The following is a 26,832-nucleotide window of genomic DNA, read 5'->3' as shown; positions in this document are numbered from 1 at the left end:
AGGCCCGTCTCTGGGAACCCCGCCGCCTGCGGCTTCGCCTGTTCTCCGCGGCAGGACAGCTGGTGACCACCGGCCGCCGGCGGATCCTCCGCCTGGCCCGGCACTGGCCCTTCACCCGCCACATCACCGCCGCACTCGAACGGCTCGCACTCCTGCCGAACCCTGGCTGACCAGCAGATCCACCCGTCCCTACGACAGCCCTTCCCCACCCGGAGCAGTGGAACCCGGCGCCACCCCGAGACGACACTCGGGCACTCGCCCTGCCCCGCCTCAGCCCACAGCACGAAAACGGGCCGCCGACTCCGTCGGCGGCCCGTCACGAAACTTCGAGGCTAACCTCGCGCTTTCACGGGGCGAGTTGTCCGAGGCTTGATCAAATAAGCGGAGAGTGCTCCTGACCTGCAACGATGGGACTTGTCTAGGGTCCAGGTCGTAGCAATGAAAGAAGCACTCTCCAGGTGAAGAAGCGTATCGGGTCGTACCCGCGTGTCCGCACCAAGGGCAGCGGACGGGCGGTGGTCTCGCAGGCCGGGAGCGTGCTGCTGGTCGAGACCGTCCGCAAGTCTGGCCTTGACCAGGCGGTATCCGCGGCGCTGTCGCCGTGGCGGAAACCGCGGGCCGTGCACGACCCCGGGAAGGTCCTGCTGGATGTCGCGTTGGCGGTCGCGTTGGTCGGGGACTGCCTCGCGGATGTCGGCGTGCTGCGGGCGGAGCCTGCCGTGTTCGGGCCGGTCGCCTCCGACCCGACGGTCTCCCGCCTCGTCGATGCCCTCGCAGCCTCCGGTGAGAAGGCTCTGACAGCGATCCGTTCTGCCCGGGCCGAAGCACGCGGGCGGGTCTGGAAGCTGGCCGACAACCACGCGCCAGATGCGGGCGGGACGGTGACCGTGGACCTCGACGGGGTGCTGGTGGTTGCGCACTCCGACAAGGAGGACGCGGCGCCGACCTGGAAGCGGACCTGGGGGCATCATCCGTTGATGGCGTTCGTCGACCACGGGCAGGGCGGCACCGGGGAGCCGGTCGCCGGCCTGCTCAGGCCGGGCAACGCGGGATCGAACACCGCCGCCGACCACATCACCACCACCCAACTGGCCCTGGCCCAGCTGCCGAAGAATTACCGGCGCGGGCGGCAGACCCTGGTCCGCACGGACTCCGCGGGCGGCACCCACGACTTCGTGGCCTGGCTGGCCCGGCGGGGGCGGTGGCTGTCCTACTCGGTCGGCATGGTGATCACCGACGCGATCCACCAGCATGTCCTGAGGGTGCCGCCCTCGGCCTGGACACCGGCCGTCGAGGCGGACGGCGAGGTCCGGGACGGGGCATGGGTCGCCGAGCTCACCGGGGACGTCCTGGACGGCTGGCCGAAGGGCATGCGGCTGATCGTGAGGAAGGAACGACCGCATCCCGGAGCCCAGTTGAGGCTCACGGACGCGGACGGCATGCGGCTGACCTGTTTCGCGACCAATACCGCCGGCCGGCCGATCGCCGAACTCGAGCTGCGACACCGGCTGCGGGCCCGCGCGGAGGACCGCATCCGGGCCGCCCGGGCCACCGGCCTGCGGAATCTGCCCCTGCACCGGACCGCCCAGAACAAGGTCTGGCTGGAGATCGTGCAGATTGCTCTCGACCTGCTGGCCTGAACGCGTGCACCACCCTGAGCCCCGCTCCACGTGCCCGCGCCTCCCGGGCCGCTGCCTCCACCGCAGCGAGGCTCGACGCCGACCCGTCCACACCCACGACCACCAGACCACTCATCGTGCCTCCTCCGATCGAACGCCTTGGCTCTCCTCTCCAGCCCACCCCTGACACCACCTCGTTGTCACGGGGTCCACCGGCCACTGACAGGGCCGACCGGCCCTGTGCCGGCCGTACGGCACGCCGGCCCCTGGACACCACGGGTCGTGCCGTGCCCTGTTCGGCTCATGACGAAAGACCGCGAGGCCCGATGCGCGCGCGGAGCAGCCCGTAATGTTCTGACGGTGATGGAGCGGGCCTGTTCGGGAACGCGGAGAAACAGTCGGGAGCTACGCACCGCGGGATCGAGGACCGCGAGAAGCGGTGGGCCCTCCCCATTGCCCGGGCTGCGGCGCGACGATGGGGAGGGCCGGCCCGAGCAGAGGACGGCTCGTCGGTCGTGACCCGGAGCAATCCGGTTCTTTTCATCACCCCACGCGTTCCCACCCACGGCGCGGGGGACGGGAGCCGAGCCGGGTGTCGCGGCTGCGGTAGACGATGTAGGGGCGGGTGAGGTAGCCCAGGGGCGCCGTGAGCATGTGGACGAGCCGGGTGAAGGGCCAGGCGGCGAAGAGCAGCAGGGCGCTGATCGCGTGGAGCTGGAAGAGGACCGGGGTGCCGGTCATCAGGTCCGGGTCGGGCTGGAAGTAGAAGATGGAACGGAACCACGGGGAGATGGTCTCGCGGTAGTCGTATCCTCCGCCCACGACGTTCGCGGCCACCGTGGCGGCCAGGCCGAGCACGATGGTCACCGTCAGAGAGAGGTACATGGCCTTGTCGTTGCGGGTGGTGGCGGAGAAGACCGGGCCGACGGTGCGGCGGCGGTAGATCAGGATGGCGATTCCGCCGAGCGTGGCGACACCGGCGATGGTGCCGAGGACGACCGCGCCGATGTGGTAGGTGTGCTCGCTGACGCCGGCCGCCTCGGTCCAGCTCTTCGGGATGAGCAGTCCGCCGATGTGCCCGAGGAGTACGACGAGGATGCCGAAGTGGAACAGCGGGCTGCCGATGCGCAGCAGGCGCCGTTCGTACAGCTGGGACGAGCGGGTGGTCCAGCCGAACTTGTCGTAGCGGTAACGCCAGACATGGCCGAGGACGAACACGGCCATGGCGACGTAGGGCAGGGCGACCCACAGCAGGATGCCGCCGGTGCCTGCCTCCGCCGCCAGGGTGAGGAATTGCGCCGGCGCGGTCATCGGGGACCTCCTACGACAGGGTCGGGCAGGAACACGGGGGACGACGCGTACGGGTCGAGGCCGACCTGTTCTTCGGGCGGGCCCTGGGCGGCGAGACGCAGGACGGCTTCGCGGTCGTCGCCGGCGAGATCGGGAAGGGTGGCCGAGACGGAGTCCAGCACGTGTGCCCAGGGCGAGTCGTCGTCGTTCAGGGCCAAGCGCAGCAGCTCCAGTCCGGCGCGGTGTTCGGTGAGCAGGCGCGCTCCGGTGGCCGGGTCTGTCGCGGCGAATTCGAGTACGACGGCGAGGTGGTCGGGCAGTTCGTCGTCGGTCAGGCGCCAGCCGGCCGCAGCGTAGGTCTGCTTCAGCCGCAGCAGGGCAAGGCCCCGTTTGCGGGTGTCGCCATGGGCGTAGTAGGTGAGGTACGGGCAGCAGCGTTTGCGGTGGTCGAAGGTGGCGACGTAGGCGGTGGTCAAGTCGGCGGTGGCGGTCTGCTCTGCGTGCGCGGTGAAGCGGAGCAGGGGGCGGGCCACCGTTTCGGGCAGGGTGGCGGCGACCCGGCCCGCCAGGGTCAGGCGCTGCTCGAACTGCTCGTCGGGGTAGGCGAGCAGCAGGGACTGGGTCTGCCAGGCGTAGGGGTGCCAGGAGTTTGTGCGGTCTGTGCGCGTGATCTTCCTTTTGAGGGCTTTCATGGCTTCGGCTCGACCTCCCCGCCGCTGTTCCCGTCGGTGCTGCTGCCGTCGGATGGTTGGTCCGGGAACAGGCCGGGCGGGGAACCCTTGCCGTCCCAGTTCAGGAGGTTGACGCGGCCGGCCTTGTCAGTGGGAGCGGCGGCGGTATCGGAGGTCTGCCGGCTGCGCAGGGCGTGGAAGTTCTCCACCGCGATGGGGGCGGCGCCGCCGGAGGTTTCGCCGAAGGGGCCGGAGCCTCCCATGCCGGGGCCGCCCTCGTAGTCGAGGCTGCACTCGGTGGCCAGCTCCTCGAGGCTGTGGGCCTGTTCGGCGTGGGCGGGCGGGATGACGTACCGCTCGTCGTACTTGGCGAGGGCGAGCAGCCGGTACATGTCGTACATCTGCTCCTCGCCCATGCCGACGGACTCGGGGATGGAGCCGTCCGGTTCGCGGCCGAGGTTGATGTCGCGCATGTAGGCGCGCATGGCGGCCAGCCGGCGCAGCACCGCGTCCACGGGTGCCGGGTCGCCGGCGGTGAACAGCTGGGCCAGGTAGTCGACGGGGATGCGCAGGGCGTCGACCGCGGCGAAGAGGTTGCCGTGGTCCTCAGCGTCCCGGCCGGTGTCCCGTACGGCGTCGACGACCGGGGACAGCGGCGGGATGTACCAGACCATGGGCAGGGTGCGGTACTCCGGGTGCAGCGGCAGCGCCACCTTGTAGGTGTTGATCAGGGCGTGGATCGGGGACCGTTGCGCGGCTTCGATCCAGTCCCGCGGGATCTCGGCCCTTTCCGCCGCCGCGACCACGTCCGGGTCGTTCGGGTCGAGGAAGACGCCCCGCTGGGCCTCGTACAGGTCCGTGTCGTCGGGGGTGGAGGCGGCTTCCAGCACCTTGTCGGCGTCGTAGAGGACGAGCCCGATGTAGCGCAGCCGGCCGACGCAGGTCTCGGAGCAGACGGTGGGCAGGCCGACCTCGACGCGGGGGAAGCAGAAGGTGCACTTCTCGGCCTTGCCGGTGCGGTGGTTGAAGTACACCTTCTTGTACGGGCATCCGGTCACGCACATCCGCCAGCCGCGGCACTTGTCCTGGTCGACGAGGACGATGCCGTCCTCCTCGCGCTTGTAGATCGCGCCGGAGGGGCAGGAGGCCGCGCAGGACGGGTTGAGGCAGTGCTCGCAGATGCGTGGCAGGTAGAACATGAAGGTCTGCTCGAACTCGAGTTTGATCTTCTCCGAGACCTGGTCGAGCAGGACGTCCTTGTCGCCGTGTTCGGAGGATCCGCCGAGGTCGTCGTCCCAGTTCGCCGACCAGGAGATCTTCATGTCCTTGCCGGTGATGAGGGACTTGGGGCGGGCGACCGGGGTGTGCTCCTGCAACGGGGCGTTGGTGAGGGTCTCGTAGTCGTACGTCCAGGGCTCGTAGTAGTCGTCCAGGGACGGCAGTACGGGGTTGGCGAAGATGGTGATCAGCTTCTTGAAGCGGCCGCCCGCCTTGAGCGCGAGCCGGCCCTTCCTGTTCAGCTCCCAGCCGCCGCGCCACTGCTCCTGGTCCTCGTAGCGGCGCGGGTATCCCTGGCAGGGCCGGGTCTCCACGTTGTTGAACCACACGTACTCGACGCCGGTGCGGTTGGTCCACGCCTGCTTGCAGGTGACCGAGCAGGTGTGGCAGCCGATGCACTTGTCGAGGTTCATCACCATCGCCATCTGGGCCATGACGCGCATCAGTACGTCACCTCCTGGTCGGTGCGGCGGCGGATGACGGTGACCTCGTCGCGCTGATTGCCGGTCGGGCCGAGATAGTTGAAGGCGTAGGAGAGCTGGGCGTAGCCGCCGATGAGATGGCTGGGTTTGATCAGCAGGCGGGTCAGGGAGTTGTGGATGCCGCCGCGCCGGCCGGTGGTCTCGGTGCGGGGGACGTCGATGAGCCGGTCCTGGGCGTGGTACATGTACACGGTGCCCTCGGGCATGCGGTGCGAGACGACCGCGCGGGCGGCGACGACGCCGTTGCGGTTCACGGCCTCGATCCAGTCGTTGTCCCTCACCCCCACCTTCGCGGCGTCCTGGGTGCTCATCCAGATGTGCGGACCGCCCCGGGACAGGGACAGCATGAAGAGGTTGTCCTGATACTCGGAATGGATCGACCACTTGTTGTGCGGGGTCAAGTACCGGACGGTTACGCCGAGTTCGCCCGTCTCACCCAGGCGCGGTTCACCGAAGAGCGCGTGCATGTTCAATGGTGGCCGATACACGGGGAGTTGCTCGCCGAGGGCGGTCATCCAGTCGTGGTCGAGGTAGAAGTGCTGGCGGCCGGTGAGGGTGTGCCAGGGCTTGGACCGCTCGACGTTGACGGTGAACGGCGAGTAGCGCCGCCCGCCGGTCTCCGAGCCGGACCACTCGGGCGAGGTGATGACCGGGACGGGGGCGGCCTGGGTGTCGGCGAAGGTGATCCGCTTGCCCTCGTGCTCGGCGGCCAGATCGGCCAACCGGGTGCCGGTGCGGGCCTCCAGGGTGTGGAAGCCCTGGGTGGCGAGATGGCCGTTGGTGGTGCCGGACAGGGCGAGGATCGCCTCGCACGCGTGGGAGTCACGGGCGATCGAGGGGCGGCCGTCGGCTGCTCCGCCGCGCACGGTGCCGTTCTTGTGCCGCAGGTATTCGAGTTCACGCTCGACCTTGAAGGTGACGCCCTTGGTGGTGGCACCCAGCGAGTCCAGCAGCGGGCCGAGGGCGCCCATCTTGTCGGCGACGGCACCGTAGTCGCGTTCCACGGTGATCAGTTTCGGCATGGTGCGGCCCGGTACCGGCTCGCACTCCCCCGCCTTCCAGTCCCGCACCCTGCCGTGCGGGTTGGCCATCGCGTCGGGTGTGTCGTGCAGCAGCGGCGCGGCCACCAGGTCCTTGCGCACGCCGAGGTGGCCGGCGGCCTGGCGACTGAACTCCTTGGCCAGGGTGTGGAAGATGTCGAAGTCGGTACGGGTCTGCCAGGGCGGGGCGATCGCCGGGTTGAAGGAGTGCACGAAGGGGTGCATGTCCGTGCTGGACAGGTCGTACTTCTCGTACCAGGTCGCGGCGGGCAGCACGATGTCGGAGAAGACGGTAGTGCTGGTCATGCGGAAGTCGAGGGTGAGCAGCAGATCGAGCTTGCCTTCAGGTGCCTCCTGACGCCACACCACGTCCCGGGGGCGGGCGCCGGGCGGGGCCTCGGTGGCACGCACCGAGGAGTCGGTGCCCAGCAGGTGTTTGAGGAAGTACTCGTTGCCCTTGGCCGAGGAGCCCAGCAGGTTGGCCCGCCACACGGTGAGCACCCGGGGGAAGTTCTCGGGTGCGTCGGGGTCCTCGCCCGCGAAGCCGAGCCGCCCGGCCCGGAGTTCGTCCACGACGTGGTCGGCCGGTGAGCGGCCCGCGCGTTCGGCCTCGTCCGCGAGGTCCAGCGGGTTGCGGTCGAAGGTCGGGTAGGAGGGCATCCAGCCCATCCGGGCCGAGGCCGCGATGACGTCCGCGGTGCTCTTCCCGGCGAACGGTCCGCCGGCGCCCGCCGCGGCGAGGGTGTCCGCGGAGAACGGGTCGTAGCGGAACTGGTCGCTGTGCAGATACCAGTAGGCGGTCTGGATCATCTGGCGGGCGGGACGGTTCCAGTCGGAGGCGGTGGCGATCGTCGAGTAGCCGGTGATCGGGCGGACCTTCTCCTGGCCGACGTAGTGCGCCCAGCCGCCGCCGTTGACGCCCTGACAGCCGGTGAGGGTGGTCAGGGTGAGGAACGCCCGGTAGATGGTGTCGGAGTGGAACCAGTGGTTGGTCCCCGCCCCCATGATGATCATCGAACGGCCTTCGGAGTCCTCGGCGTTGGCCGCGAACTCGCGGGCGATCCGCGCCGCCCGGTCCGCGTCCACCCCGGTGATCGCGGCCTGCCATGCCGGGGTGTACGGCTCGCTCGCGTCGTCGTAGCCGGTGGGCCAGTTCCCCGGCAGCCCTTCGCGCATCACGCCGTACTGGGCGAGCAGCAGGTCGTACACCGTGGTCACCAGCCGTCCGGCGACCCGGCGCACCGGTACGCCGCGGCGCAGCCGTGCGGCGCCGCCGTCCGGGGCGTCGAAGCGGGGCAGGGTGACGGCGACCGCGGGCTCCTCGCCGCCCTCGGCGGACAGCAGGGGTCGGGTGTCACCGAGGTCGAGGTTCCACTTGCCGGCGCCGGAGTCGCCGAAGCGGTCGCCGAGGGTGCCGTTGGGCACCACCGGCGCGCCCGTGGCCTCGTCCAGCAGGACCGTCCGGAACTCCGCGTGCTCGGTCCGGGCGTGCGCGCCGCCGAGGTCCGCGGCGGTCAGGAACTTGCCCGGCGTGTACGTGCCCGGCTCCGCCCCGTCCCCGGTCGCCTCGTCCAGGGTCACGAGGAACGGCAGGTCCGTGTACCGCTTGACGTAGTCGGTGAAGTACGGGGTCTCCCGGTCGGCGAAGAACTCCTTGAGGACCACGTGCCCCATGGCCATCGCCAGCGCGCCGTCCGTGCCGGGCTGCGCGGCCAGCCACTCGTCGGCGAACTTCACGTTGTCCGCGTAGTCCGGCGACACGGCGACGACCTTCTGGCCCCGGTAGCGGGCCTCGGCCATCCAGTGGGCGTCCGGGGTGCGGGTCACCGGCAGGTTGGAGCCCCACATGATCAGATACCCGGCGTCCCACCAGTCGCCGGACTCCGGTACGTCGGTCTGGTCGCCGAACACCTGCGGCGAGGCGACGGGCAGATCGGCGTACCAGTCGTAGAAGGAGAGCATCACCCCGCCGAGCAGGGAGTAGAAGCGGGCCCCCGCGGCGTGGGACACCATCGACATGGCGGGGATCGGGGAGAACCCGGCCAGCCGGTCCGGGCCGTACCGCTTGATGGTGTACACATGAGCGGCGGCGGCCATCTCCGCCGCCTCCGCCCACGTCGCCCGTACCAGACCGCCCTTGCCGCGGGCCCGCTTGTAGCGGCGGGAACGCTCGGGGTCGCCCACGATGTCCGCCCACGCCGCCACCGGATCGCCCAGCCGCGCCCTGGCCTCGCGGTACATCGACAGCAGCACGCCGCGCACATACGGGTAGCGGACCCGGGTCGGCGAGTAGGTGTACCAGGAGAAGGCGGCGCCCCGGGGGCAGCCCCGCGGCTCGTACTCGGGGCTGTCCGGCCCGACCGACGGGTAGTCGGTCTGCTGGGCCTCCCAGGTGATGATGCCGTCCTTGACATACACCTTCCACGAGCAGGAGCCCGTGCAGTTCACACCGTGGGTGGAGCGCACCACCTTGTCGTGCGACCAGCGGTCCCGGTAGAACTCGTCCGCCTGACGGCCGCCCTTGCGGTGCAGCGAGCGCAGGTCCTCGGAGACCTCGGCTCTGCTGAAGAAGCGGCGACTGCGCACCAGCGCCTCCGCCAGCTCGCCGTCCATGCCCGCCTGAGGCCGTACCGCGCCGGTCTCCGTGCTCACCGCGCCACTCCACTCCGGGCATGCCTGCCCGTTCGAATGATGATCGGTTACACCGCACACGACTCTACGACCACATTCCCCCGAAAGGTCAACAGCCGCACCACAACAGCAATGGAGATCGTCTGCCCACCAAAGCAGTTCCCCGGGCTCGCAGGGCCATGCCGGGAAGTATTGAGCGAACAGGGCAGTCCGGTCGGTCGATCCGCGGTACAGGGACGGCCCACCGCCGGTTCTGTCTGGCGGTGGGCCGTGAGCACCTGCAGCCGACCGCCGCAGCACCGAGCGGTCAGGCACCCGGCCGGGGCAGGCCGCTGCCCGCCTCCGCGCGCGCTTTCTCCACCACTTCCCAGTCATCGGGGTCAAGGGTGGCGAGCGCGGCCGGGAAGACGCCGTCCTGCTCCTTGAGGATGTGCTCGCGCAGCAGGTCGAGGGCTTCGATCAGTCGGACCGGCCAGCCCGGGTCGGTCAGGAAGGGTCCGTCCGCTTCACCCAGAACCGACTCGATGCGGCGGTGCTCGGCCTCCAGCGCGGCGATCTGCTCCGGAAACTCCGCAGCCATCGGGGGGAACAAGCCGTGTTCCTCCACCTGGGTGTGCGGGCCCAGCACAGAGGTGATCTCACGCGCGAGCTCGGCCATACGGGCGATCGCTCCGTCACGCCGGGCATCACGTACGCGGCTGATGAGCGTCACCACCCGCTCGTGCTCCTGAGCCAGCTCGTCGATGGTCTCCAGCGCTTGGCAGCCGCAGTACTCGCACACCGGTGATGCTCCTTACTTCTTCGGTCCGTCGCTCTCAGCCGGTGTTCTCACACGGTGGTGTGCTCGGTGCGGTGCCGATGCCCACGGCCGGCCCCTGAAGCCCTGTCGCCGCCGTGGACTGCGGTGCGGACACCGGTGAGGGTGAAGGCCAGCGCCGCTGCGGCCACGATCGCGAGCAGCACGAGACCGGCCGCGTACGTTCCGTAAGCTCCGTACAGCGAGCCCATCACCAGCGGCGGGAGGAAGCCGCCCAGGCCGCCCGCGGCGCCGACCACGCCGGTGACCGAGCCGACCTTGTTCGCCGGAGTCAGGAGAGCCACCAGGGCGAAGGTCGCCCCGCTGCCCGCGCCGAGCGCGGCGGCCATGGCCAGGAAGGCGATCGTGCCCACCGGAGCCAGGCCCGGGGTGAACGACTGCACGACCGCTCCGGCGACGACCACGGCCAGCGATCCGGCGAGCACCCGGACCGGTCCCAGGCGGTCGGACAGCCAGCCGCCGACCGGGCGCATGGCCACCGCGAGCAGCACGAAGCCGGCCATGCGGTTCGCGGCGTCAGCCTGGGTCAGGCCGTAGCCGGTCTTGAGGTAGGTCGGCAGGTAGACCGAGAAGGCGACGTAGCCGCCGAAGGCCACCGCATACAGCGCGGACGCCTGCCAGGTGATGCCGAGGCGAGCGGTGGCGGCCAGACGGCGTCCCAGCGGCTCGGTCGGCACAGTGCGTCCGGGCGCATCACGCAGCAGCAGCGCGGCGGCCACGGCGTAGACGGCGAGCACCGCGGCGGTGATCAGGAACGGAGTCGACATGCTGCCCGCATCGACGAGCTTCACGGTGGTCAGGGCGCTGATCGCGGTGCCGCCCATGCCGGCTCCGAAGACGCCGATCGCCAGGCCCCGCCGCTCGGGCGGGAACCAGGCGCTGACGAGGGGCACGCCGACGGCGAAGGCGGTGCCGCCGATGCCGAGGAAGAACCCTCCTACCAGCAACGCGGCGAGGGAGGAGTGCCCGGCCAGGCCCAGGTAGAGCACCGGCACGATGGTGACCGCCGACACGATCGGGAACATCACCCGCCCACCGAACCGGTCGGTCAGGGCGCCCACCGGGATCCGGCCCAGGGAGCCGACCACGACGGGCACCGCCACCAGGAGTGACTGCTCGAACGACGACAGGTCGAGGCTGTCCTTGAACCGTGGGCCCAGGGGGCTCAGCAGTGCCCACGCCCAGAAGTTCACGGCGAAACCGATCGTGGCCAGGGCCAGCATCAGCCACGCTTGGCGGGATACCGGAGCACCTGACGGTGAGCTGTCGCCCTTCGACTTCAACGGCTGGACCATGTTGTCCGTCCCTTTCGTATGCATGGTGGTACGGCGCCATCGGAATCGCATGCGCACGGCAGGCCATATGCTTGCCCAGCGGCGTCCCGGAACCACTGTCCGCATCCGGGCTCACCAGCGGCATGGGCCATCAGGCCCTGCAGAGAGCCGGACAGCCCCGGGTCCGGACCCGTCCGTCCCTCTCACGGCTCCGTATACCCGAGACCGCCGACGTGCAGCCGCTGTCGCACTGTGGGGTGGGGCCGGTCGGCCCTACCCCACCCGTCGCCGACGGGAGACGATGGACCGATGTCCCAGACAGACGGCTTTCGCGCACTCGACCGGCAGGAGTGCCTGCGCCTGCTGGCCAAGGTGCCGGTCGGCCGCGTGGTGTACACCCGGCAGGCACTGCCCGCGGTCCTCCCTATCAACTTCTCGCTGGACACGGACACCTCCGTCCTGCTGTGCACCTCGCCGGCCTCGGATCTCGTCCACGCCGTGCGCAATGTCGTGGTCGCCTTCGAAGCGGACGAGTTCGATGCGGCAGCCCGGTCCGGCTGGAGCGTGGTCGTCACCGGACGGGCCACCGTAGTGACCGACCCCGCCGAGCACGAGCGCCTGTCGCAGACCGGCCCCAGCTCCTGGATGCCCTTGCGGGAGTCGGTGTTCGTACGGATCGAGTCCGAGATGGTCACCGGGCGCGAACTCGGAGGAACGCCCGGCCCGCAATGAGGCACAGCGAGTAGCTGCTGCGGGATCTTGACACCTCGAACCCGGGCAGGCCGCCCAGCGGCGTAGGCAGTGGCTTCAGGACGACGGCGCGGCGTCACTCCGCCGGCCCGGTACCCCGCCCTCCGACTCCAGTGCATCAGGTACGACGTTCGTGCACGCACGGGGCGTACGCACGCTGTCCGGGCCGTAACCGAAACGGATCAGCACGTGGGGGCGGCACCGCTTGTGCCGCGGCAGGGTGGTGGCCGCCCGCAGGTCGGGCCATTCCATGGCCTGGTGCAGGAGTGAGGTGTGCAGCCCGCGGGCCCTCACCGTGAGCAACGACGTACGGCAGAGCCTGGCCCGTTCGCAGCCAGCCCTCGCGCCGGTCGTGGGGCGTCCATAGCAAGGCCGGCTGAACGTGGCGTTCCGACCGAAGGACGGGCAGGCGCAGACCTGACAGCGCCGATGAAGTCCCGCATCGGCATCACAGATCGGGCCGCCGCGCGACGTCGGTCTGGTCCTCGCCCCGGAGAAGACCCCTTCCGCTGCGCACCAGCACGCGCGCCACCAGGGCGAGGAACGCGGCCCCGGCCGCCCCGGCCAGCAGTGTGCCTGCCGAACCGGTGAAGTCGGATGCTGCTGACCATGCTGCCCGCCCCGGAGCCGTCCGGAACCGGTGGGCCTTCCCTAACGTGACCGCCTCCCGGCCGCGTGCCCTGCCCTGATCAGCGACGCGCCGCCTTCGCCCCGCGCCGCCCGCTCCGGCCCGGGCCCACTTCCGGGAGCCGCCTTCGGCGCCGCCGCGGCAGGCGTGTGCGTGCTGGTGCAGACATCCGGTGGGCTGTCCAGGCACGGCTGGATATGCGTCGCAGGACGCAGTGGGACCGGGCCTGGGCCGAGTGCGATTCCCGACGAGGCCACCGGCTCGCGTAGAACAGCGCCGCGCAGCCGGGGCGGTCCGACTACACGATCTCCAGAATGTCCCGTACCGGGCGGCGGGGCGTGGCCGGGCCCCTGGGACCGTACCCGAGGCGCAGCACCATCTGCACCTGGCCCGCGCCCGACGCCGGGTCGCGGGTCAGCAGTCGCAGCGCCCGGTCCTCCAGCGCGTGCGACGTCAGGGAGGTGGCCAGGTCGGCCAGGGTCGCCTCCAGCAAGACACGCTCCAGCGCCTGCCCTGCACGCAACCAGTCGGCCGGCCCGTCACCAGGGGTGCTCAGCAGGGCCAGGTGCGGGCTGTGCTCGAACGTGGTGGTTCCGCGGTCCGCTACACGCCGGCGCCCGGCGAAGTCCCGCACGGGGGCCTTGCCGTCCCGTTTGCGCGGCCCGAACGCGTACTCGGGAACGCCGTCGACGGCCGTGTCCGCCTCCAGCCCGAGCCGGGTCCAGCGGACCAGGTCCTCGCTCGTCTCCGGGTTGAGGGTGTCCCGGTTCTCGGCGTCGTGGATCAGGTCGAGCACGGTCTCGGAGTGCCAGGGTCCGGGGAAGAGGAGCACTGCCCCCTCCAGCTCGGCGGCGTCCTGCAGGGTGGCCCGCACGTTCTCGGGGATGTCCTTCTCGGCGAAGGGATGGCGGCTGGTGTGCCGCCGGCGGATCGCCGGGTGCAACCGCGCCAGCTCCTCGTCCCGCAGGCGCCCCACCTCGTCAGCCAGATGAACGGCAGCGAGCATGAGTGGGTCCTGCGGGTCGGGCAGCAGCCGGACCTCCGGGAGAAGGCCCGCGTGCGCGGTGGCGACGCGCAGATTGAACAGTGCCGCCCCACAGCCGATGAGCAGGGCACGGTTGTCGGGATCGGACCGGGGCATGACCCGCTCGGGATCGGCACGCAGCAACAGAACACGCTCACTGGTCAGGAAGCGGAAACGCCATGGCTGCGCATTGTGCATGGACGGCGCCGCGGCGGCCTCGGCCACCAGCCCCGTCACGGTCTTCTCATCAGGCTGTCGCGAAGCCATGGCGTCCTCCTCACTCGCCGCGGACGCGCCGCGGGTCTGCATCGACGTGTACCCCGATGAGCCAAGCCGTGGCCGTGCCGGCACCACGGTCACGACGGCGATCGGCCGCGCCCGACAAGCCACACTCCAGTGTCCGCCCGAGGGTTCCGGGCGTCTCACGGAACCCAGGGCGCCGCCGCAGGTGCGTATGCCGACGGCGCCTCCGCACCAGAGGCACTCCGGGACGCGACCGCGCCACGCAAGGCCCTCAACAGCCCTCATCCGGGTCCACCCGCCCCTCTCGTGCAGAGGGTCCCGCAGTGATCATTGGAGGAGGCGCGGGCGTCGAGATCGGCCACCGCGAAGGGCTCCCCCGTCCCCGGCGGAACGACGCCCGCGCCAGGTGACAGCCCGTGGAGCGCCAGCCTGGCCCTCGATGGGGCGCATCCGCCGCGAGTCGACGCGGTCCGGGGCGGGACCTGCCTACGTGAGCCGAGTCCCACGGCTCCTTACCATGACCTGATGTCGGCCGAGGGGTGATTGGTCAGGGCTCGATGTCGAGTACATCCAGCATGGGGCGACGCGGTGTCGCGGGGCCTGGCGGTCCGTATCCGAGGCGCAGGATCATCTGCACATACCCGGTGCCCGTCGCCGGATCACGCAGGGCCCGGCGCAGGTCGGGCCACGCCAGGGCTTGGGTGACGAAGGAACTGGACAGGCCCTTCAGGGTGGCCAGCAGAAAAACGCGCTCCATCGCCTGGCCGGCACTCAACCAGTCCTCCGGGCGGTCTCGGGCAGTGCTCAGCAAGGCGAGGTGAGGTCGGTGCTCGAACTCGGCAGCGGCACGGCCTGGCACCGGTCGGCCACCGGAGAAGTCGCGCATCGGCGCCTTCCCACTGAGCTTGCACGGACCGAACGCGTATTCCGGTACTCCTGCGGCGGCTGTGTCCGAGAACGGGACACCGCCGTGGGTCCACTGCTGCAGATCTTCGCCGATGCCGTGATCGGTGAGGTTGCGGGCCTCAGCCTCCTGGGCCAGCTCCAGCACCTCCTGCAGGTGCCATCCGGTGGGGAAGGCCAGCAAGGCGCCTTCGTCGCGTGCAACGTCTATCAGAACAGCCCGTACGGCATCGGGGATCTCCGTCTCCTCGAACGGGTACCGGCTCGTGTGCCGAGTGCGAATGGCCGGATACAGCGCGCCGAGGGCTCCCACTCCGCTCCCGAGGACTGCCAGCCGTACGGAGGCGAGCAGCTCGATGTCCCGAGGCTCCGGCAGCAGCCGCGTTCCCGGATACCACCCGCCGTGCACGGCCGCGACGCGCAGGTTCATCAGCGCGGCGCCGCACCCGAGGTGGAGGGCACGGCCGTGGGGGTCGGTGCGCGGTACGGCACGCTGAGGATCCGAGCGCACATGAAGGGTTCGGCTGCCGAGGAAGCAGCGGAACTGCCACGGCTGCGCGTTGTGCAGAGACGGTGCAGCTGTGGCGTCGTGGACCAGGGCAGTCACCGTCTCCCTGGTGAGCGGTTGCGCCGACACCGCGTCCTCCATTCCGAGGCTCCCCCAAGCCCCTGGGCAAGCCCGTCTTTGGGCCCTTGCACCTCCAGGCTGCCACCGCCGCACGCCCGGACGTACATGGGCCGACCGGCCCGAGCTGACAAACCGATGGTCCCGATCGCTGGCGGACCAGGCCGACACCGCCCAGTCGACGGCCCGAAGGCTCGACTCCGAGCAAGCTCGTGATGGTGGCCCTGCCGGCACACGGCAACCCGGCAGGACCTCGCCGAGGTCTTCCAGCTCGCAAGCGCGCCTTCCGCTTCCCCACCCTCGGAAAGCTCGCCCGCCTGGTGTGCGTGCCCACCACCTCCGGAACCGGCGCCGAGGTCACCCCCTTCGCCGTCATCTCCGACCCCGCCACCGGCAAGAAGTACCCGCTGGCCGACTACGCTCTCACCCCCAGCGTGGCCATCGTCGACCCCCTCCTCACCACCGCCCTGCCCCCGGCACTCGCCGCCGACAGCGGCTTCGACGCCCTCACCTACGCCATCGAGGCGTACGTCTCCGTCTACGCCAACGACTTCACCGACGGCTTGGCCCTCCACGCCATCCGCCTGATCTTCGGCAACATCGAGGCATCGGTGAACAACCGTGGAGACGCGGCGGAGGCCCGGGAGAAGATGCACAACGCCGGCACCATCGCCGGCATGGCCTTCGGCAACGCCTTCCTCGGCATCGTCCACGCCATGTCCCACACCCTCGGTGCCACCTTCCACATCGCGCACGGCCGCACCAACGCGGTCCTGCTCCCCCACGTCATCCGCTACAACGGCACCGTCCCCACGAAGCTCACCGGCTGGCCCAAGTACGTGAACTACCGCGCCCCCGAACGCTTCCAGGACATCGCCCGCACCCTCGGCCTGCCCGCCGCCACGCCGGCCGAGGGCGTGGAATCCCTCGCCGCGGCCGTCGAGCGCCTGCGCGACGCCGTGGGCATCGAGCCGACGTTCCAGGCCCTCGGCGTCGACGAGCGCGCCTTCCTCGACGCTCTGCCCCAGCAGGCCCTCAACGCCTACGAGGACCAGTGCGCGCCCGCCAACCCCCGCATGCCGATGCTGGACGACATGCAGGAGATCATGCGCACGGCCTACCACGGCTGAACACGGGGCCGGTCGTCGCCACGACAGAAGCCGCCGTACGGAAGCTGCCAGGTTTCCGTACGGCGGCTTCTGCATGCCGGGTGACGTCGGTGTACGTGCGGGTCCGATGGATCCCGGCGCACAGGTTGCCGGACCATGCTGCCCGTCGAGCGCCTGGTCCTGGCTCTCCTTACGACACACCGACACCCGCGACACGACCTGTGCGAGGCGGACGAACCTTCGTCGAGCGCCTGGACCGACGGTTCGGCTCGTCCCACTGACGGGCGTCGGACAGCGCTCTGCGGGCGTTACTCGCCCGCATTCCGCGGCGTCGGGGGAAGAGGTCCTACGGACGCGTCGCCACGACGCGGTTACCAAGGACTCGGAACTGATTGCCGGGAATCAATGGAGCCCGGACGGCGGATCGAATGTCCGCGGTCCGGGGCCCCGCCGGCTTCTGTCAGCCGTCCCACGACCAGTCGGCGACCTCGGACAGGTCGCCACTGTGCTCGCGGATGTACGCGTGGTGGCGCAACCGGGCGTCCTCCACCTCCTGACGCACGGCCTCCGCACGCACCGCGAGACCGGGAACGCGGTCGATGACGTCCATGACCAGCCGGTACCGGTCCAGGTCGTTGCGGACCACCATCGCGACCGAGCAGCCATCCGGCCACGGCGCCAGGGATGGCGTTGATGGCCAGGTCCACGACCGCGGAGGACCGGTGACGGCGCAGGCTGACCGTGAACTCCCGGGCGGTGAAGTCCACACCGAGAGTCAGCAGCAGGAGGATCAGTCAGATCGCGGCGCCGGTGCTGACAAACGTACGGGCCGCCGGAACCGGCGCGAGTCCACCGTCGCCCAAGGCGAGTCCCCCAGCGGGCACAGTGGTACGGGCGTCAGGGCGAAGCGTCCGGGGACCGCGCCGATCAGGCTCAACGCGGTCCGAATGACGCTCAGTTCCAGCAGCAGAGCAACAGGGGATGTGCACGGCTCAGCCCGGGTTGAGGCGTTGAACGCCGGCGATACCCGCGCGCATACCGACGACGGAGGCAGATGTGCTTCCGGCACTGGTACTGATTCGCCCCGCCCACGACCGGGGCTACGGAGTGGCTTTATCTCAGCCGGGCGTTGGAGGATGTCCGGCCGGCGCACCACACCGGCACCCGGACCGCCTTCCTCGAAGCCCTGACCCGCGCAGGACGGTCGTCGGCTGTGCGGAGGTCGGCCCCGGCCGACGAACCGGGCCGGGTGATCCGGTGGTGGTCCAGGCAGCAGCCCGTGTAACCCGCCCTCAGGACGGGACGCGATCGTGGCGACGGACAGTTCACCCGGCCTTGTAGCGCTTCTCTGCCGCCTGCTCCCATGCGGGGCGGCGGACCGGGGGCAGGCGCGGCCGGGTCCATGTCCTCCCCGACCGCCGCGCCGGTCAATCGAGCCGAAGTGTTCCTGAGGACGTGCGTTGTTCTGCGCACCTCTTCCGGTCAGTCGTGCGGGATCACCGCTACCGGAGCGGCGGCATGGTGCAGCAGCGCCTGGGTCACCGGCCCGATATGAGCACCGACTGCCGCCCGACGGATCTGTCGGCCCACGACCACGAGAGCGGCGTCGTGGGAGGCGTCGACCAGGTGACGACCCGCACCACCGACCGTGGCCTGCGTGCTGACCTCCACGGCGGGGTACCTCTCCTGCCACGGTCGCAGCACGTCGGACAGTTCGCGCCGGATCCGTGTGGCCATGCCGTCATTCAGGTCTGGCATGAGTGCGCCACCGTAGTAGTAGGGCGACAGCGTCCAACCGTGAACGATCCGTAGGCGTGCTGCGCGCCGCGAAGCCGCGTCGAACGCGAAGTCGATCACCGCGCCGCTGGGTTCGTGCAGGTCGAGACCGAGGACGACATCGCGGTCGTCGGCACCGGCGGAGAGTCCGCGTACGGAGGGCTCCGGCAGCGGTTCCTGCTCGCCGTGCTCGGCAGCTCGGACAAGGACGACAGGCCGCTCGCACGAGGCCAGGACGGAGAGGGAGACGGAACCGAGCAGAAATCCCGCCACCTTGCCCAGTCCCCGAGACCCCAGTACCAGCAGCTCGGCGTCCTCGGCGGCCGTCAGCAGAGCCGGGACGGGCAGCCCGGAGATCTCGTCCGCGTCGATCCGCAGCCCGGGACGGCGTTCGGCGAGGTGGGTCCGCGCCTCGTCCAGCAGGCGCTGTGCCCATGCCCGCTGGAGGCCACTCGAAGGCACCGGCACACCGAGTCCGGTCGCCGGCGCATAGGCGGGGGGCTGCCACTCCCACGCGGTCACGAGCCGCAAGGGCAGGTCCCGGAGCTGCGCCTCGCACGCGGCCCAGTCGGCAGCTGCCAGGCTCGCCGGCGAGCCATCCAGTCCTACGGTGAGGGTGCGGATCATGGAGAACCTCCTTCAGGCTGTTTCAAGTGTTCGTTCCGCGGGACGGTGACAGCAGGGGTCACTGGTCCTTGCCAGGAAGCCGACGGTCCCGGCGTCCGGCTCGCCGGTTCACCGACGGTCATCCGATGGTGAGTTCAGGTCGTACGAGCGTCCCGACGTCCCGTGAACGATGGCGTATGCGGCGTTCGAGGGCACCGATCACGGCCAGCCCGCCGGTCCGTTCCGCAAAACCGGGCAGCGGCCTCGGTCTTGGGCCGGAACTCCTCCGCCGCCGGCGCAGACGACCAGCGTGCTCAGCGATCCGGCCGAACACACAGTGGCTGCCACGGACAGTCCGCCGCTGTGTGACCAGCAGCGTGCGACACATTCGTATGGATCGAGGCGCCCGCCGCCAGGCGCAGCCCCGGCTGCTGAGGTGCAGGCAGACCGGCCGCACTTGCAGTGAGCGGCGGACGACTGCACTCGGCCGTGTTCCGCGGACGACGCAGGGAGACCCCCGCGTGCTCAGCTCATGTCGGGATCGACTGCGGGCGGCGTCGCGGGCCGAACAGCGCTGTGCCCAGGCGCTCGCGGGGTGCGGCCGCCGCCCGGTCCGTATCCGAATCGGATCAGCATGTGCGGATGGCACCGCTTGTGTTGCGGGAGGGCCGTCGCGGACCGCAGATCGGGCCATTCCATGGCCTGGTGCAGGAGTGACGTGCGCAGCCCGTGGGCGGTCGCCGTGAGGAGCACGTACTGCAGGGCCTGGCCGGCCCGCAGCCAGTCATCCCGGCGGTCGTGGGATGTCCAGAGCAGGCCCAGCTGGACGTGGCGTTCGAACCACAGGGCGGGCAGTCGGAGGGCAGGCAGGGAGCCGGTGAAGTCCCGCATCGGCATCCGCTTGCCCGCATCGGGCGGACCGAGGGAGGTGACGGGAATGCCGTAAGGGGCGTCCGGGCCTGGTGCGGTGATCCAGGTCCGGGTTTCGGCGGTGCGGTCCGCGTTGGCCTGATTGCGCGCTTCGGCTGCGGCGGTCAGGCCAAGCAGCCGCCGCGTTCCGGCGATGTCCGGTATGTGTAGGCGCGCGCCGGCAGCGTGCGCGGCCGTCACCATGTCCGCCACGACCGGCTCGGGGACCGGGCGGCCGGTGAACGGCATCCGGCTGGTGTGCCGTCGCACGATGGCCTCGTGGAGGCCGGGGTCGGGCGGCTGGTTGTCCGCGCCGAGGGGATCGGTCAGTCGTACGGCGGCCAGCAGGCCGGGGTTGTGCACATCCGGCACAAGCCTCACTTCCGGTCGCCGGCCCAGGTGGACGGCGGCGAGCCGGAGGTTGAACACCGCGGCGCCCACGGACAGGTACTGGGCGCGGTGCGTCGGGTCGGTCAGCGGCAGGGTGCGCTCCGGCGCCGAATGGACCTCCAGCACCTGGTTGCCGGGGTCGAGGCGGAAGCGCCAGGGCTGTGTGTTGTGGATCGAGGGTGCTGCTACGGCGGCCGCCAGCAGGGACTCGACGGTGGCTGCGTCCAGTACGGCTCGGGTGCGCATGGTGCCTCCTCCTTCTTCGTCTGAGCACCGGTCAGGTGGCGGGCAGGGCGGTGGCGAGCAGGACAACGCCGAGTGAGCCGACGAGGGAGACGACAGCCAAGGCCCGGGCCAGGTCGGCGCGGCCCTTGGCGTGGGCGATTCCGTGTCCGGCCGCGGCGAGCATCACCAGCACGAACAGGGCGAGTTTGGTCGCCAGCGTGCGGCCGTAGCCGGGTTCCGTGAGGGAGGTCCAGGTGACTCCCTTGTGCCAGGCCATGGCCCAGCCGGTGACCAGTTGCACGGGCAGGAACACCGCTCCGGTCAGCATCCCGAACCGGCGGCCGGCTGCCGCGGTGAAGTGGTTCTTGGCCTCCGGGTCGAGCAGGTGGCGGGCCAGGGGCAGGATGACCAGGGAAAGGGCGAGTTGGCCGCCGACCCACAGGGCGGCGCCTGCGACGTGCGTGAACCGCACCAGGGACCACCAGCCGACGGTGTCCACTACTTGCTCACCTCCACCATGCCGTGTGCGCCGGACTCGGCGTGACGCATGTCGTGGTCGACGAAGGCGTAGTGGCCGGCCTCGGGGAACGTCGTCTCGACGAAACCGCCCTGCGCCGGGGCCAGGTCCAGCACCTGTGCACCCCCCGGGTCGCCGGGCTTCAGCAAGTAGGCGCCTTCCTTGTACACGGTGTCGAAGACGGTGCCGACGACGTGGAAGGCGATGCCGTCGCTGGGACCTGCGGCGACCACCCAGAAGCGGGCCCGTTCGCCGGTCTTCACCTTCAGTGGCTGCTGGGCGTACTGGTTGGCGACGCCGTTGAACGCCCAGGCGTCCGGGGTGTTCTGGCGCATCTTGGTCACCTGGGCGGTGCTGCCGGGTGTGCCGAGGTAGAGCTCGGAGGAGACCAGTACGTATTCGTGATCGGCCTTCTTCAGGCCCGGCGGGTCGATGATGACAGCGCCGTACATGCCGTTGCCGATGTGCTGGAGCATCGGCGAGGTGCTGCAGTGGTACAGCCAGGCGCCGGCCTTCTCGGCGCGGAAACGGTAGACCAGTCGCTCGCCCGGGTCGAGGGTGCGCATGGGCTTGTCGGGGGCGAGGGCGCCGGCGTGGAAGTCGATGCCGTGGCCCATGCCGTGATCGTCGTTGACGAGGGTGACCTCGAAGACATCACCGACCTTGCCACGCAGGGTGGGGCCTGGCGCGGTGCCGCCGAAGGTCCACATCTGCTGCTTCACGCCCGGGGCCACCTCCACCGTCGTGTGGGCGGCACGCAGTTCGGCTCTGTGAACCGTGCCGCCGGGCGCCGGCGCCAGGTCGGCGTCGCGTGCCTGCCATCCGCGGGAGAAGTCGGCGGAGAGGTCCAAGCCGGCGGAGGGGGCGGCTGTGGTGTGTCCGTCGTGCCCGGCCGCGTGCCCGGTCGTGCCGCCCGGCGCGGTGTCCTGCACAACGATGTCCATGGTCATACCGGCCGCCCGGTGGCCCGGCAGGGTGCACCACGCCTCGCGGTCCTCGGTGAGGGTTCCGAGGTCGAGGGTGTGGCTGTCGCCCTTGCCGAGCATCGGGGTCGAGGGGCCGTCCTCGACCTTGAGGTCGTGGCGCTGGGCGTCGGCGTTGGTGATCTCCAGCCGCACCGCGGTGCCCGCGGTGACCTCGATCCGGGCCGGGCGGACGCGCATGCCGGCCAGGGTGACGTCGACGGTGCGCGTCGCGGTGGCGGCCCCGCCTCCCGCCCCCGAGGCGACAGCCGGGCCGCCGGGGTCTCCCCCGCTGTTGGCCACGAGCACGGCCAGCACTGTCAGAACGATGCCCGCCGCCGTCCCCCAGAGGGCGGGACGCCGTGACGCACTGTTCACGCCCGCGTCAGGCGACGCCCCCCGGCCGCTGCGGAGGAGTACGGGCACCGCGAGCGCGAGGAACGCTGCTCCGGCCAGCGCGGCCAGTAGCAGGCCGGTCGTGGCGGCGGGGCCGGGCAGCGGAAGTGCCGCCAGTGCGACGCCGGTGTTGAGAGCCACGAGCCTCGGCAGCCAGCCCCGTTCGAGCAGCGCCCGTACGGCGGCACGGTCCTTGGGGCCGCTGCTGAGGACGACCGGCAGCAGATAGGTGAGCGCACCGAACAGCACTTGGGCGACGAAGCCGATGAGCAGGACCGGGAGCAGGGCGTCGATCCCGGTCTGTGCCGCCGCGAGCGGCCGGGCGGCCAGCCATGCCAGGTCCGCCGCCACCGCGATCAGCAGCCAGCAGACGGCCGCGGCGAGCATCCAGGCCGCCGCCGCGGAGACGGGACGGTTGCCGCGTACGGTACGGATGAGCAGATGGACGGCGAGGGCCGCTCCCTCCACATACAGGGCGAGGCCCGCCACGGCCGGCCAGCGCCAGCCGAGTGCCAGTGCGGTGACGGCCACCAGCAGTCCGCTGCCGGTGAGCCACAGCACCCGCCGGGACACCTTCGTGGTGCGGTCCTTCATCCGTACACCCAGCACGGTCGGCCACAGCATGAACAACGTGCCCAGGACGGGCAGCCCGATCCAGCCGAGCAAGGTGACGTGCATGTGCGCCAGGCGCAGCCCAGCGTACCGGTCGGGCCCGCCGGCACCGCCGGTGGCCAGCAGCCAACCCAGGACGGCACCGGCGATCAGAGCGGCCGTGGCCACCCGGTAGTAGGAGACGATCGTCTTCAGCCGCCCGTTGAGCGCGCCACGCCCCAGGCGGACCAGCACCACCAGGTGGGCGGCGGCCGTGGCCACCAGCAGCACAGCGGATACGGCGGTCAGTACGGGAGTTGCCTCCCACACGCCGATGAGCAGCCCGGCCACGGCGAGGTTGGCCGTCGCGAGCCGGGTGGTGCTCCAGCGCTCGTCGGGGATCTTCGCGTGCAGCAGGGCGACAGCGAAGTGCTCGCTCCAGATCAGGATGGCGGTGGTGACGGCACCGAGCAGGAACATGTGCACCGCCAGCCAGCGGGCCACCGGCAGTACCTCCTGCGCCCCGACCGCTGTCAGGGCCAGGCCCAGCCACCCCACGACCAGGACATGAGCGCGCAGATGACGGGCCTTCACGCCGGACGCCCGGAACCTGCTCGGGTACTTGCCGGCCCCGCTCACGTCGCCGGTCCCGTCAGGCTCACGGGTGATGCTGGTCATGCCACTCCTTGGTGCTCGTTCGAACCCGCGCCGCTGTCCGGATGCGACGCGTTCGTGGTCACGGGCCGGCCAGTCGGCCCGCCCTCCGTATCAGCGCCGCCCTCCAGAAGCGCGGCCAGTTCCCGTTGGTGCGAGAAGGAGCCGGGGACATAGCCGCACCAGGGTTCTTCGGCGAACGGGTCGCCGGTCACGCCGTACGCCCTGGACCGCGAACCGCCGCAGACCCGGCGGAACTCGCACGCACCGCACCGGCCACCCAGCCGGTCGGCGTCGCGCAGCCCGGTGAACAGCTCCGAGGTGCGGTAGATCTCCGTCAGCGGCGTCTCACGCACGCTGCCCGCGCCCAGCGGCAGAAAGCCGCTCGGGTGCACGGTGCCGGTGTGCGAGACGAAGACGAAGCCGCGGCCCGCATTGACGTCCAGAGGAGGGCGCCGCACCCGGCGCGCTCCGGCATCCAAGCCCAGCACGGCGGCCTGCTCGCACAACTCCCGGTACAGCGGACCGAGTCCGAGCACCTGCACATGGTCATGACCGGCGAGGACCCGCCGTTGCAGGGCGACGCGGCGGAAGTGGTGGGCCTCGGTGGTCTTGGCGGGCACGGTCAGACCCACGTCGTAGACGAAGTTGAGGACGTCCTCCGTCTCGGCTGCGGTGAGGACGCCGAGTTGGCGGCCACGGCCGGTAGGTACCAAGAAGAAGGCGCTCCACAGCATCGCCCCGTGCTCGGCGACCAGGCGGACGATGTCGGGCAGGTCGTGCAGGTTGTGCCGGGCGACCGTGGTGTTGATCTGCACCTTCATGCCGAGGGCACGCGCCGTGTCCCAGGCGTCCAGGGTCCAGCGGAACACCCCTGGGACTCCGCGGAAGGTGTCGTGGAGGTCGGCGGTGGAGCCGTCCAGGCTCAATGAAAGCCCGACCGCGCCCGCCGCGTGCAGCTCCCGCAGCCGCTGAGCGGTGAGTGTCGGGGTACCGGACGGGGACACCGCGACGCGGACCCCGATGTCCCGGCCGTAGGCGATGAGCTCGGTCAGGTCGGGCCGCTGGAACGGGTCACCGCCGGTGATCACGAACAGCGGGGCCGGCTGCCCGAAGCCGGCCACCTGGTGCAGCAGGTCCTTCGCGGCGGCGGTGTCCAGCTCACGAGGGTCGCGGTTGGGCACGGCCTCGGCGCGGCAGTGCAGACAGGCCAGCGGGCAGGCCCGGGTGGACTCCCAGATGACGATGAACGGCCGCTCCCCCGCGTCGTGCCGTTGCCGGCGGATGGCATGTGCGGGGGCGCTCATCGCACAGCCCTCCCCAGTGTCCTGGGGCTGTGCCCGGCCGTCCTGGAGTCAGGGCAGACGAGGCGGGCAGCCGGACGGTGGCCGGGCCGGACCGTGCGGGGCGACCACCGCCGCGATCGACAGCGGCGGAGTCGGCCTCGAGGGTGGTCGACAGGATCGTGCACGGGATACCTCCGGATCGGTCGCCGTCAGCATCCACCGGCGGCGGTGGTCGGCGCGGCGGCCGATGGTCTTCACGAACGGGGCCGAAGGTCCTCCCTCGACGATAGGTACGGGAGGACGGCGGACGACGTGACCGCGCCCGGCTGGGAGCGCCCTTGTGCGAGCCCGGACAGAACGGAAGGAACCCGTCGCTGTCGGCCGCCGCAGGTTCAGGAGCGGTTCGGGGAGCGGAAGGTCAGCGCGTCCGCGGTGGCCACCAGGGCGGCACCCAGGCCGGTCAGTGCGGCGCCCAGGCCCGTGACCAGGGTGGTGAGGTGCCATGCCTGGTAGGCGGACATCAGTGAGGCGCGCAGGGACTGGCCCATGAACGCGGTCTGGCGCAGCTCGGAGAGCTTCTCGTCCTCACCGCCGGTGGCGTTGCACTCGGTGCTGATCTCGGCGTAGGTACGGCCGCCGGTGGCATGGGCGAGATTACCCTTGATCAACTCGGCGTAGGCGTGCGCCTCGGGGCCGGTTTCCACGCGTCGGCCGGCGTGGGTGGCGAGCTCGGCGGGCAGACCGCGTTCGGGGAAGGTGATCTTCTGGGCGGCCAGCTCGGTGCGGATCTCCTTCCTGCCGCTGCGACCACGCAGCACCATGACCGGTCCGGCCACGCACAGGGCTATTCCGACCGTGGCGAGCAGGGCCCCCGCCCGGGCGTGTGATCCGTCCATGGCGTGTTGTCCTTCTTTCTTGTTGAACTTGGGATTCGACTTGTACGGGGGCTGGGGTCAGCGGTGGCTGAGTCGCAGCCGCCAGGCTTCGGGGCCACGCTCCAGGTACTCCACGGCGAAGGCTCCCGGGCTGCGCTGCTCGATCTGCGCGAGCAGCGGCAGCGGGTCGTGCGGGGCGATGAGCACCATGGCGGTGCCCGCCGGGACAGCGTCCAGGGCACCGAAGACCGTCGCGTGACGCAGGGCGTGCGGAACCTCCCGCACATCCAGTTCGGGCTCCACTATCTCCTCCGCGCCGCCGCAACCGCAGACCCCGCCGCAGCCGCCGGTCTCCTCGGCCTGCCCTTCTCGCATGTCCTGTACTTCCTCAATGTCCTGGTCTTCTTGGGCGTTCTTGTCGTCGGTGTCGTTCGCGAGCCGGTGGTGCATGTCCGCCAGCAGCGCGGCCAGGGAAACCTCCGGCGTCATCGCGAGCAGGGGCAGCACGAAGCCGTTCTCCTTGGCCACGTGTTCTTCGAAGAGCACCTGAAGGGCCCGGGCGTCGGCCGCCGCATCCGCCGGGCCTGCCGATGAGCGCAGTGTGGCGACGAGGGAGGTGAGGCAGCGATGTTCGCCGATGAGGCTCTCGATCAGCAGCCGGGCCTCGGGCATGCCATGAGCAGCGGGATAGAGCGCGGCCTCATCGGCGGCGGCGTGCGCCAGCAGCGAGCGGTCACAGAAGGACACGAGCCCGGCGTGGATCTTCTCCGCGGCGATCGGGTCTCGGTCCACGGCGGTGAGCAGCATCTGCACCCGGCCGGCCAGCTCCCCGGCCAGGCGAGCGTGATGCGCCTCGGCGCTTTCAAGGGCCGTGGCGTCCTCAGGAGCCGAGGCGAGGGTAAGCATGCTCATGACGGTGTCTCCAGCAGGTGACGGTCAGCTCGGCCGACCGGTGCGGGTGTAGAGCATTCCGGGGTGTTGGCGCCAGGAGGCTGATGCTGCGTCCGGCCGCGGACGGCGGCCGGACGGCCGACCGAACCGGGCGCCACGCGCCGTACGCGCTACACCCACGGCAGCCGGGGACGGGGGAATCGGCCGCCTGGCGGGCACGGAATGCGGTCGTACAGAGGGGCATCTGCGGTTCGATCAGTGCCCAGCATGCAACGCCAGTCCCCACCAGCTCCCTGGCCGACCGGGCCTCATCGCCACGCCATTCGGCCCTATTGCGGCTGCCCGTACGGGGCCGGAAGGTCAACCAGCA

Annotated in this window: 17 protein-coding genes and 4 pseudogenes; 4 read left to right on the top strand and 17 right to left on the bottom strand. The window is 70.7% G+C overall.

What is annotated here, in order from left to right:
* Nucleotides 1-170, top strand: a 170-nt coding sequence (locus tag AC02VZ_RS06130) for a transposase (RefSeq protein WP_476474751.1), incomplete at its 5' end; no start/stop codon positions are given.
* Between the two features lie 288 nt (nt 171-458).
* Nucleotides 459-1,637 (top strand): annotated as a pseudogene (locus tag AC02VZ_RS06125) (IS1380 family transposase); the annotation flags it as partial.
* On the opposite strand, the pseudogene AC02VZ_RS06120 reads toward AC02VZ_RS06125, so the two are convergent.
* The 7 genes and pseudogenes from AC02VZ_RS06120 to AC02VZ_RS06090 all read right to left on the bottom strand — a co-directional run.
* A pseudogene (locus tag AC02VZ_RS06120) lies at nt 1,585-1,755 on the bottom strand (universal stress protein); the annotation flags it as partial. The pseudogenes AC02VZ_RS06125 and AC02VZ_RS06120 overlap by 53 nt on opposite strands.
* Nucleotides 1,756-2,162: 407 nt before the next feature.
* The gene (narI, locus tag AC02VZ_RS06115) at nt 2,163-2,930 is read right to left on the bottom strand and encodes a respiratory nitrate reductase subunit gamma (RefSeq protein ID WP_432058336.1); all 768 of its coding nucleotides are present in this window, start codon (nt 2,928-2,930) and stop codon (nt 2,163-2,165) included.
* Complete coding sequence (gene narJ / locus AC02VZ_RS06110) at nt 2,927-3,601, bottom strand: nitrate reductase molybdenum cofactor assembly chaperone (protein WP_432058335.1); 675 nt, start codon at nt 3,599-3,601, stop codon at nt 2,927-2,929. The genes narI and narJ overlap by 4 nt, the downstream gene beginning before the upstream one ends.
* Nucleotides 3,598-5,301 carry a nitrate reductase subunit beta gene (narH, locus tag AC02VZ_RS06105; RefSeq protein ID WP_476474735.1) on the bottom strand — a complete coding sequence of 568 codons (1,704 nt, stop codon included), beginning with the start codon at nt 5,299-5,301 and terminating at the stop codon, nt 3,598-3,600. Before narH ends, narJ begins: the two co-directional genes overlap by 4 nt.
* Nucleotides 5,301-8,993, bottom strand: a complete 3,693-nt coding sequence (locus AC02VZ_RS06100; RefSeq protein ID WP_476474750.1) for a nitrate reductase subunit alpha — start codon at nt 8,991-8,993, stop codon at nt 5,301-5,303. Before AC02VZ_RS06100 ends, narH begins: the two co-directional genes overlap by 1 nt.
* Nucleotides 8,994-9,318: 325 nt before the next feature.
* The gene (locus AC02VZ_RS06095) at nt 9,319-9,792 is read right to left on the bottom strand and encodes a hemerythrin domain-containing protein (protein ID WP_476474734.1); all 474 of its coding nucleotides are present in this window, start codon (nt 9,790-9,792) and stop codon (nt 9,319-9,321) included.
* A gap of 47 nt (nt 9,793-9,839) precedes the next feature.
* The gene (locus tag AC02VZ_RS06090; RefSeq protein WP_432058337.1) at nt 9,840-11,051 is read right to left on the bottom strand and encodes an MFS transporter; all 1,212 of its coding nucleotides are present in this window, start codon (nt 11,049-11,051) and stop codon (nt 9,840-9,842) included.
* 360 nt (nt 11,052-11,411) lie between these two features.
* Between AC02VZ_RS06090 and AC02VZ_RS06085 the strand changes: the two genes are divergently transcribed.
* Nucleotides 11,412-11,834 (top strand): pyridoxamine 5'-phosphate oxidase family protein, encoded by a 423-nt coding sequence (locus AC02VZ_RS06085; protein ID WP_476474733.1) that lies wholly within the window; start codon nt 11,412-11,414, stop codon nt 11,832-11,834.
* A 944-nt stretch (nt 11,835-12,778) separates the two neighbouring features.
* Here the strand turns inward: AC02VZ_RS06085 and AC02VZ_RS06080 are convergent.
* Nucleotides 12,779-13,771, bottom strand: a complete 993-nt coding sequence (locus AC02VZ_RS06080; RefSeq protein WP_476474732.1) for an Acg family FMN-binding oxidoreductase — start codon at nt 13,769-13,771, stop codon at nt 12,779-12,781.
* A gap of 523 nt (nt 13,772-14,294) precedes the next feature.
* Nucleotides 14,295-15,299 (bottom strand): Acg family FMN-binding oxidoreductase, encoded by a 1,005-nt coding sequence (locus tag AC02VZ_RS06075; RefSeq protein WP_476474731.1) that lies wholly within the window; start codon nt 15,297-15,299, stop codon nt 14,295-14,297.
* A 248-nt stretch (nt 15,300-15,547) separates the two neighbouring features.
* On the opposite strand from AC02VZ_RS06075, the pseudogene AC02VZ_RS06070 reads away from it, so the two are divergent.
* Nucleotides 15,548-16,405 (top strand): annotated as a pseudogene (locus AC02VZ_RS06070) (iron-containing alcohol dehydrogenase); the annotation flags it as partial.
* A gap of 439 nt (nt 16,406-16,844) precedes the next feature.
* Here the strand turns inward: AC02VZ_RS06070 and AC02VZ_RS06065 are convergent.
* The 8 genes and pseudogenes from AC02VZ_RS06065 to AC02VZ_RS06030 form a co-directional block, all read right to left on the bottom strand.
* A pseudogene (locus tag AC02VZ_RS06065) lies at nt 16,845-17,033 on the bottom strand (phosphoketolase family protein); the annotation flags it as partial.
* A gap of 833 nt (nt 17,034-17,866) precedes the next feature.
* Entirely contained in the window at nt 17,867-18,787 is a 921-nt protein-coding gene (locus AC02VZ_RS06060) for a universal stress protein (protein WP_476474730.1), read from the bottom strand.
* A 504-nt stretch (nt 18,788-19,291) separates the two neighbouring features.
* Entirely contained in the window at nt 19,292-20,311 is a 1,020-nt protein-coding gene (locus tag AC02VZ_RS06055; protein ID WP_476474729.1) for an Acg family FMN-binding oxidoreductase, read from the bottom strand.
* A gap of 31 nt (nt 20,312-20,342) precedes the next feature.
* Nucleotides 20,343-20,789 carry a hypothetical protein gene (locus tag AC02VZ_RS06050; RefSeq protein ID WP_432058327.1) on the bottom strand — a complete coding sequence of 149 codons (447 nt, stop codon included), beginning with the start codon at nt 20,787-20,789 and terminating at the stop codon, nt 20,343-20,345.
* Entirely contained in the window at nt 20,789-23,434 is a 2,646-nt protein-coding gene (locus AC02VZ_RS06045; protein WP_432058326.1) for a multicopper oxidase domain-containing protein, read from the bottom strand. The genes AC02VZ_RS06050 and AC02VZ_RS06045 overlap by 1 nt, the downstream gene beginning before the upstream one ends.
* Entirely contained in the window at nt 23,431-24,717 is a 1,287-nt protein-coding gene (locus AC02VZ_RS06040; RefSeq protein ID WP_476474728.1) for a TIGR04053 family radical SAM/SPASM domain-containing protein, read from the bottom strand. Before AC02VZ_RS06040 ends, AC02VZ_RS06045 begins: the two co-directional genes overlap by 4 nt.
* A 371-nt stretch (nt 24,718-25,088) precedes the next feature.
* The gene (locus AC02VZ_RS06035) at nt 25,089-25,592 is read right to left on the bottom strand and encodes a hypothetical protein (protein ID WP_432058324.1); all 504 of its coding nucleotides are present in this window, start codon (nt 25,590-25,592) and stop codon (nt 25,089-25,091) included.
* A 57-nt stretch (nt 25,593-25,649) separates the two neighbouring features.
* A complete protein-coding gene (locus AC02VZ_RS06030; protein ID WP_476474727.1) occupies nt 25,650-26,483 on the bottom strand; it encodes a DUF2249 domain-containing protein in 834 nt (277 codons plus the stop codon).
* Nucleotides 26,484-26,832 lie beyond the last annotated feature (349 nt).

The sequence above is a fragment of the Streptomyces sp. 3-6 genome (assembly GCF_056323165.1).
Note: the sequence above shows the minus strand (reverse complement) of the source record. Positions and strands in the feature narration are given on the sequence as shown.

Bases quoted from the DNA above. Each gene is read 5' to 3' on its own strand.
- AC02VZ_RS06030 (WP_476474727.1), bottom strand. From the start codon at position 26,483: ATGAGCATGCTTACCCTCGCCTCGGCTCCTGAGGACGCCACGGCCCTT.
- AC02VZ_RS06060 (WP_476474730.1), bottom strand. From the start codon at position 18,787: ATGATCCGCACCCTCACCGTAGGACTGGATGGCTCGCCGGCGAGCCTG.
- AC02VZ_RS06075 (WP_476474731.1), bottom strand. From the start codon at position 15,299: ATGGAGGACGCGGTGTCGGCGCAACCGCTCACCAGGGAGACGGTGACT.
- narH (WP_476474735.1), bottom strand. From the start codon at position 5,301: ATGCGCGTCATGGCCCAGATGGCGATGGTGATGAACCTCGACAAGTGC.
- AC02VZ_RS06055 (WP_476474729.1), bottom strand. From the start codon at position 20,311: ATGCGCACCCGAGCCGTACTGGACGCAGCCACCGTCGAGTCCCTGCTG.
- AC02VZ_RS06045 (WP_432058326.1), bottom strand. From the start codon at position 23,434: ATGACCAGCATCACCCGTGAGCCTGACGGGACCGGCGACGTGAGCGGG.
- AC02VZ_RS06100 (WP_476474750.1), bottom strand. From the start codon at position 8,993: ATGGACGGCGAGCTGGCGGAGGCGCTGGTGCGCAGTCGCCGCTTCTTC.
- AC02VZ_RS06080 (WP_476474732.1), bottom strand. From the start codon at position 13,771: ATGGCTTCGCGACAGCCTGATGAGAAGACCGTGACGGGGCTGGTGGCC.
- AC02VZ_RS06040 (WP_476474728.1), bottom strand. From the start codon at position 24,717: ATGAGCGCCCCCGCACATGCCATCCGCCGGCAACGGCACGACGCGGGG.
- AC02VZ_RS06090 (WP_432058337.1), bottom strand. From the start codon at position 11,051: ATGCTGGCCCTGGCCACGATCGGTTTCGCCGTGAACTTCTGGGCGTGG.
- narJ (WP_432058335.1), bottom strand. From the start codon at position 3,601: ATGAAAGCCCTCAAAAGGAAGATCACGCGCACAGACCGCACAAACTCC.
- narI (WP_432058336.1), bottom strand. From the start codon at position 2,930: ATGACCGCGCCGGCGCAATTCCTCACCCTGGCGGCGGAGGCAGGCACC.
- AC02VZ_RS06085 (WP_476474733.1), top strand. From the start codon at position 11,412: ATGTCCCAGACAGACGGCTTTCGCGCACTCGACCGGCAGGAGTGCCTG.
- AC02VZ_RS06035 (WP_432058324.1), bottom strand. From the start codon at position 25,592: ATGGACGGATCACACGCCCGGGCGGGGGCCCTGCTCGCCACGGTCGGA.